The 6,259-nt window shown below is 66.7% G+C and carries 7 protein-coding genes; all 7 read left to right on the top strand.

The genetic code is table 11. The features are described from left to right. Positions 1–61: 61 nt before the first annotated feature. The 7 genes from bluB to cobC all read left to right on the top strand — a co-directional run bounded on the left by bluB (position 62) and on the right by cobC (position 6,257). Complete coding sequence (bluB, locus tag ACE04F_RS22055; protein ID WP_486109921.1) at positions 62–712, top strand: 5,6-dimethylbenzimidazole synthase; 651 nt, start codon at positions 62–64, stop codon at positions 710–712. After that, complete coding sequence (cbiB, locus tag ACE04F_RS22050) at positions 709–1,617, top strand: adenosylcobinamide-phosphate synthase CbiB (RefSeq protein WP_486109920.1); 909 nt, start codon at positions 709–711, stop codon at positions 1,615–1,617. Before bluB ends, cbiB begins: the two co-directional genes overlap by 4 nt. After that, complete coding sequence (cobD, locus tag ACE04F_RS22045) at positions 1,610–2,602, top strand: threonine-phosphate decarboxylase CobD (protein ID WP_486109919.1); 993 nt, start codon at positions 1,610–1,612, stop codon at positions 2,600–2,602. The genes cbiB and cobD overlap by 8 nt, the downstream gene beginning before the upstream one ends. Continuing rightward, on the top strand, positions 2,599–4,050 hold the full coding sequence (locus ACE04F_RS22040) for a cobyric acid synthase (RefSeq protein WP_486109918.1): 1,452 nt from the start codon (positions 2,599–2,601) through the stop codon (positions 4,048–4,050). Before cobD ends, ACE04F_RS22040 begins: the two co-directional genes overlap by 4 nt. Positions 4,051–4,111: 61 nt before the next feature. Continuing rightward, positions 4,112–4,633: a bifunctional adenosylcobinamide kinase/adenosylcobinamide-phosphate guanylyltransferase gene (gene cobU / locus ACE04F_RS22035; protein WP_486109917.1), complete on the top strand. Its 522-nt coding sequence runs from the start codon at positions 4,112–4,114 to the stop codon at positions 4,631–4,633. Beyond that, positions 4,630–5,685 (top strand): nicotinate-nucleotide--dimethylbenzimidazole phosphoribosyltransferase, encoded by a 1,056-nt coding sequence (gene cobT / locus ACE04F_RS22030; RefSeq protein ID WP_486109916.1) that lies wholly within the window; start codon positions 4,630–4,632, stop codon positions 5,683–5,685. Before cobU ends, cobT begins: the two co-directional genes overlap by 4 nt. Then, on the top strand, positions 5,682–6,257 hold the full coding sequence (gene cobC, locus ACE04F_RS22025; protein ID WP_486109915.1) for an alpha-ribazole phosphatase family protein: 576 nt from the start codon (positions 5,682–5,684) through the stop codon (positions 6,255–6,257). Before cobT ends, cobC begins: the two co-directional genes overlap by 4 nt. Positions 6,258–6,259 lie beyond the last annotated feature (2 nt).

Here is a 6,259-nt window from a genome sequence, read left to right as displayed (position 1 = left end):
GGCTCGCTCCCACAGGGGACCGCGATTCAAATGTGGGAGCGAGCCTGCTCGCGAAGCCGTCATGACTGACAACGCTTTTACCCCGGCCGAACGCGAAGCCGTCTACCGCGCCATCGCCGAACGCCGCGACATGCGCCATTTCACCGGTGGCACCGTCGAACCGGCGTTGTTGCGTCGTTTGCTGGAAGCCGCGCACCAGGCGCCTAGCGTCGGGCTGATGCAACCGTGGCGCTTCATCCGCATCAGCGACCGCGCCTTGCGTGGGCAGGTCCAGCGCCTGGTGGAAGAGGAACGCATTCGTACCGCCGAAGCCCTGGGCGAGCGCAGCGATGAATTCATGCAGCTCAAGGTCGAAGGCATCAACGACTGCGCCGAGGTACTGGTGGCGGCATTGATGGACGATCGCGAGCGGCATGTCTTCGGTCGCCGGACCTTGCCGGAAATGGACCTGGCCTCGCTGTCCTGCGCCATCCAGAACCTGTGGCTGGCGGCCCGCGTCGAAGGGCTGGGGATGGGTTGGGTGTCGCTGTTCGAACCCCAGGCCCTGGCTGACCTGCTGGGCCTGCCCGCCGGGGCCAAGCCGTTGGCGGTCCTGTGCCTGGGCCCGGTCGAAGGCTTCTACCCGGCGCCGATGCTGGCCCTGGAAGGCTGGGCGCAACCGCGCCCGCTCACTGAATTGCTTTATGAAAACCACTGGGGAGTGCGCCCATGAGCGTAGCGTTGCTCAGTGCCGCCGCGGTGGCGCTGGATGCGCTGCTGGGTGAGCCCCGGCGTTGGCATCCGCTGGTGGCGTTCGGTGGCTTTGCCGAGCGCATCGAACAACGTTTCAACGCCGGCGGGCGTGGCTGGCGCAGCCACGGTGTGACGGCGTGGGTGATCGCCGTGGTGCCGCTGACCTTGCTCGCCACGGCCCTGTCCTGGGCACCGATGATTGGCTGGCTGGTGGAGATCCTGGCGTTGTACTGCGCCCTCGGCCTGCGCAGTCTCGGCGAGCATGTCGAGCCGGTGGCCCGGGCGCTGCGCAGCGGTGACCTGGACGAGGCGCGTCGACGCGTCGGTTATCTGGTCAGCCGCGAAACCGCCGAGCTGGACGAAACCGCCGTCGCCCGCGCCGCCACTGAGTCGGTGCTGGAAAACGGCAGCGACGCGGTCTTCGCCGCGTTGTTCTGGTTCGCCGTGGCCGGTGCGCCCGGCGTGGTGTTGTATCGATTGAGCAATACCCTCGACGCCATGTGGGGCTATCGCAACGAGCGCTTCGAGCGTTTCGGCTGGGCGGCGGCGAAGATCGACGACCTGCTCAATTACATCCCCGCGCGCCTGGTGGCGTTGACCTACGCCGTGCTCGGCAAGACCCGCCTGGCGCTCAAATGCTGGCGCAGCCAAGGCCCGACCTGGGACAGCCCGAATGCCGGGCCGGTGATGGCCGCCGGTGCCGGCGCGCTGGGCGTGGAGCTGGGGGGGGCGGCGGTGTATCACGGCGAACTGCATCAACGCCCGCCATTGGGCGAGGGCGTGCCGGCCAGTGCCGATTCGATTGACCGAGGCTGGCAATTGGTGCAACGCGGCGTATGGTTATGGCTGCTGATTCTCTGCCTCGGAGCCGAGTTTTATGCTTGAGCATGGTGGACGACTGCGCAACGCCGCCCGGCAGTACGGGATTGCCGAGGCTGACTGGCTCGACCTGTCCAGTGGCCTCGCGCCCTGGCCGTTCGAGATCCCGGCGATTCCATTGCGCGCCTGGGCGCGCCTGCCGGAGACCGACGATGGTCTGGAACAGGCCGCTTGCGACTATTACGAAGCGACGCATGTGCTGCCGGTGGCCGGTTCGCAAATGGCCATCCAGCTGCTGCCGCGCCTGCGCCGAGCGGGCAAGGTCGGGGTCTTGTCGCCGTGTTACGCCGAGCACGCCGAAGCCTGGCGCCGCAGCGGCTACATCGTGCGCGAAGTGCTGGAAGCGGAAGTGGATTTTTTCCTCGACAGCCTCGACGTGCTGGTGGTGGTCAACCCGAACAATCCCACGGGCCTGAGCCTGGACCCCGAACGCCTGCTGGATTGGCATGCGCGGCTGGCCCAGCGAGGTGGCTGGCTGGTCGTGGACGAAGCGTTCATGGATATCACCCCGCAGCTGAGCCTCGCCGCCTATGCCCATCAGGTCGGGTTGATCGTGCTGCGCTCGTTCGGCAAGTTTTTCGGCCTGGCCGGGGTTCGCCTCGGGTTCGTCCTGGCCGAGCGACGCTTGCTCAAGCTGCTCGCCGAGCAGGTCGGGCCGTGGGCCGTCAGCGGGCCGACGCGGGTGTTGGGCCAGGCGTGCCTGTTGGATACCGAGGCACATGTTCGCCAGCGCCAGCGTTGCGAGGAAACCAGCCAGCGCCTGGCGCTGCTGCTCGAACACCACGGCTTCAAGCCCCACGGTGGCTGCGGATTGTTCCAGTGGCTGGTGACCGAGCACGCCCGGGCCCTTTATGAATTCATGGCCCATCGCGGCATTCTCCTGCGGCTGTTCAGCAACACCAACAGCCTGCGCTTCGGGCTGCCGGCCGATGACGCAGAATTCCTGCGCCTCGAACAGGCTTTCGAGGCCTACGCCAAGGACATTCAATGACCACCTTGATGGTACAGGGCACCACCTCCGATGCCGGCAAAAGCACCCTGGTCACGGCGCTGTGCCGCTGGGTCAGGCGCCAGGGCGTGAGCGTGGTGCCGTTCAAGCCGCAGAACATGGCGCTCAACAGCGCGGTGACCGCCGACGGCGGCGAAATCGGCCGGGCCCAGGCGGTCCAGGCCCAGGCCTGTGGGCTGCAACCGCATACCGACATGAACCCGGTGCTGCTCAAGCCCAACAGCGACACCGGTGCCCAGGTCATCATCCATGGCCGCGCCGTGACCAGCATGAATGCCGTGGCGTATCACGATTACAAGGCCATCGCGATGCAAGCGGTGCTGGCTTCCCATGAGCGTTTGCGTGCGGCGTATCCGCTGGTCATGGTCGAGGGCGCGGGGTCTCCGGCGGAGATCAACCTGCGTGCCGGCGACATCGCCAATATGGGGTTTGCCGAGGCCGTCGATTGTCCGGTGCTGCTGATCGCCGACATCAATCGCGGCGGCGTATTCGCCCATCTGGTCGGCACCCTGGAATTGCTTTCGCCCAGCGAACAGGCGCGGGTCAAAGGTTTCATCATCAACCGTTTTCGTGGCGACCTGGCGTTGCTGCAACCCGGCCTGGACTGGCTCGAAGCGCGCACCGGCAAACCGGTGATTGGCGTGTTGCCCTATGTGCTGGACTTGCATCTGGAAGCCGAGGACGGTCTCGATCAGCGCCAGGCCGACAAGGCCGAACAGGTACTCAAGGTAGTGGTGCCGGTGTTGCCGCGCATCAGCAACCATACCGATTTTGATCCGCTGCGCCTGCACCCGCAGGTCGATCTGCAATTCATCGGCCCCGGCCAGGCCATCCCGCCGGCCGACCTGATCATCCTGCCCGGTTCGAAAAGCGTGCGCAGCGACCTGGCCTACCTGCGCGCCAACGGCTGGGAGACGGCAATCAATCGGCATCTGCGCTACGGCGGAAAACTGCTGGGGATTTGTGGCGGTTTGCAGATGCTTGGCCGCCAGGTCCACGATCCGCTGGGGCTGGAAGGCGCGGCCGGTTCGAGTGCCGGGCTGGGCCTGCTGGATTTCGAAACGACGCTGGAACGCGAGAAGCAGTTGCGCAATGTGCGCGGGCGGTTGGCCCTGGAGGATGCCGAGGTCAGCGGCTATGAAATCCATGCCGGTGTGACCACTGGCCCGGCCCTGGAAAACCCTGCGGTGACGTTGGACGGCGGCCGTTGCGACGGTGCGCGGAGCCTCGACGGGCAGATTTTCGGCACCTATTTGCATGGGCTGTTTGAAACGCCAGCGGCGAGCAGCGCGTTGCTGCGCTGGGCGGGTGTGCAGGATGTGCAAGCGGTGGATTACTACGGGTTGCGCGAGAGGGATATCGAGCGGTTGGCGGATCTGGTGGAGCGGCATCTGGATACCGGGGTGTTGCGTGAACTCTGTGGGATTTGAGGTGGCTGAAAAAGGGCCCCTTCGCGAGCACCGACACCGCCTCTTTGAAAGGTAATGACCCATGCTGCAACTGATCCTCGGCGGCGCCCGCTCCGGCAAGAGTCGCCTGGCTGAAAAACTCGCCGCCGGCACCAATCTGGCGGTGACCTACATTGCCACCAGCCAACCCCTGGACGGCGAGATGAACCAGCGTGTCGCCCAGCATCGCGCCCGGCGCCCGGCCGATTGGGCATTGGTGGAGGAGCCGCTGGCGCTGGCGCAGGTGCTGCGTGATACCGCCGCGAGCGAGCGCTGCCTGCTGGTGGATTGCCTGACCCTCTGGCTGACCAACCTGTTGATGCTCGACGATGCCGAGCGACTGGCTACCGAACGCGAAGCCCTGCTGGACTGCCTCGGCGCGCTGCCCGGTGAAATCATTCTGGTCAGCAACGAGACCGGCCTGGGTGTCGTGCCGCTGGGCGAGTTGACTCGCCGTTACGTCGATGAAGCCGGTTGGCTGCATCAAGCCTTGGCCGAACGTTGCCAGCGCGTCGTGCTGACCGTTGCCGGCCTGCCCCTGACCCTCAAAGGTACTGCGTTATGAATCACCGCTGGTGGCTGGACCCGTGCAAGCCTGTTGATAGCCAAGTGCTGGAGCAAGCCACGGCGCGGCAACAACAACTGACCAAACCGGCCGGCTCCCTCGGGCGCCTGGAGTCGGTGGCGGTGCAACTGGCGGGCTTGCAAGGGCAGGTCAAGCCGAGCCTTGAACAGCTGTGGATCGCGATTTTTGCCGGCGATCACGGCGTGGTGGCCGAAGGCGTCTCGGCCTATCCCCAGGAAGTCACCGGGCAGATGCTGCTCAACTTTGTCAGCGGTGGCGCGGCCATCAGTGTGCTCGCGCGGCAGTTGGGCGCTTGCCTGGAGGTCGTCGACCTGGGCACCGTGACGCCTTCGCTGGACTTGCCCGGCGTGCGCCATCTGCGGGTCGGCCCGGGCACCGCCAATTTCCTCCAGGGCCCGGCCATGACCCTGGCCCAGGGCGAGCAAGCCCTGCAAGCCGGGCGCGACAGCGTCATGCGCGCAGTGGCCAGCGGCACGCAACTGTTCATCGGTGGCGAGATGGGCATCGGCAACACCACGGCGGCCAGCGCGCTGGCCTGTGCCTTGCTCGATTGCCCGGTGGCGCATCTGGTCGGGCCAGGGACGGGGTTGGATGCGGCGGGTGTCAGCCGCAAGACCGTGGTCATCGAACGCGCCCTGGCCGTGCACGGTGCGTCGAACGGCGACCCGCTGCAAACGCTGTGCAACATTGGCGGGTTCGAAATCGCCGCGTTGGTCGGCGCCTATCTGGCCTGTGCCCAACAAGGCATCGCCGTGCTGGTCGATGGCTTCATCTGCAGCGTCGCGGCCCTGGTGGCAGTGCGGCTCAATCCGGCGTGCCGGCCCTGGTTGTTGTTCGCCCACCGTGGCGCCGAACCGGGACACCGCCACGTGCTGGAAACCCTCGCTGCCGAACCGCTGCTGGACCTCGGCTTGCGCCTGGGCGAGGGCAGCGGGGCGGCGCTCGCGGTGCCGTTGTTGCGCCTGGCCTGTGACCTCCACGGGCAGATGGCAACCTTCGCCGAAGCGGCCGTGGCGGATCGCCCCGCATGACCCTGCGCCTGGACCTGCTGCGCCATGGCGAGACCGAACTGGGCGGCGGACTGCGCGGCAGTCTCGACGACGCCCTGACGGCCCGAGGCTGGGAACAGATGCACGCGGCGGTCGCAGCGGGCGGGCCGTGGGATCGGCTGGTGAGTTCGCCCTTGCAGCGCTGTGCGCGTTTTGCTGAACAGCTGGGTGCGCGACTGGGCTTGCCGGTGCACCTGGACAAGGACCTGCAGGAATTGCATTTCGGCGCCTGGGAAGGCCGCAGCGCGGCGGCATTGATGGAGACTGACGCCGAGGCGCTGGGGCGGTTCTGGGCCGATCCCTACGGCTTCACGCCGCCAGAAGGCGAGCCGGTGCTCGAGTTTTCGGTTCGAGTGCTGGCGGCGCTCGAACGTTTGCATCAGGCCTACGCCGGCCAGCGCATCCTGCTGGTCAGCCATGGCGGCGTGATGCGGTTGCTGCTGGCCCGCGCCCGCGGCCTGCCGCGCGAGCACTTGCTCAATGTCGAAGTCGCCCACGGCGCGCTGTTTTCTCTTTTGGTGGCGTCCGGTCCAGTCCTCGCAGAGGCGGTCTGATC

The organism is Pseudomonas sp. AGC41 (assembly GCF_057334555.1).
Note: the sequence above shows the minus strand (reverse complement) of the source record. Positions and strands in the feature narration are given on the sequence as shown.

Coding starts and splice junctions, on each gene's coding strand:
- bluB (WP_486109921.1), top strand. CDS start 62: ATGACTGACAACGCTTTTACCCCGGCCGAACGCGAAGCCGTCTACCGC.
- cobT (WP_486109916.1), top strand. CDS start 4,630: ATGAATCACCGCTGGTGGCTGGACCCGTGCAAGCCTGTTGATAGCCAA.
- ACE04F_RS22040 (WP_486109918.1), top strand. CDS start 2,599: ATGACCACCTTGATGGTACAGGGCACCACCTCCGATGCCGGCAAAAGC.
- cobD (WP_486109919.1), top strand. CDS start 1,610: ATGCTTGAGCATGGTGGACGACTGCGCAACGCCGCCCGGCAGTACGGG.
- cobC (WP_486109915.1), top strand. CDS start 5,682: ATGACCCTGCGCCTGGACCTGCTGCGCCATGGCGAGACCGAACTGGGC.
- cbiB (WP_486109920.1), top strand. CDS start 709: ATGAGCGTAGCGTTGCTCAGTGCCGCCGCGGTGGCGCTGGATGCGCTG.
- cobU (WP_486109917.1), top strand. CDS start 4,112: ATGCTGCAACTGATCCTCGGCGGCGCCCGCTCCGGCAAGAGTCGCCTG.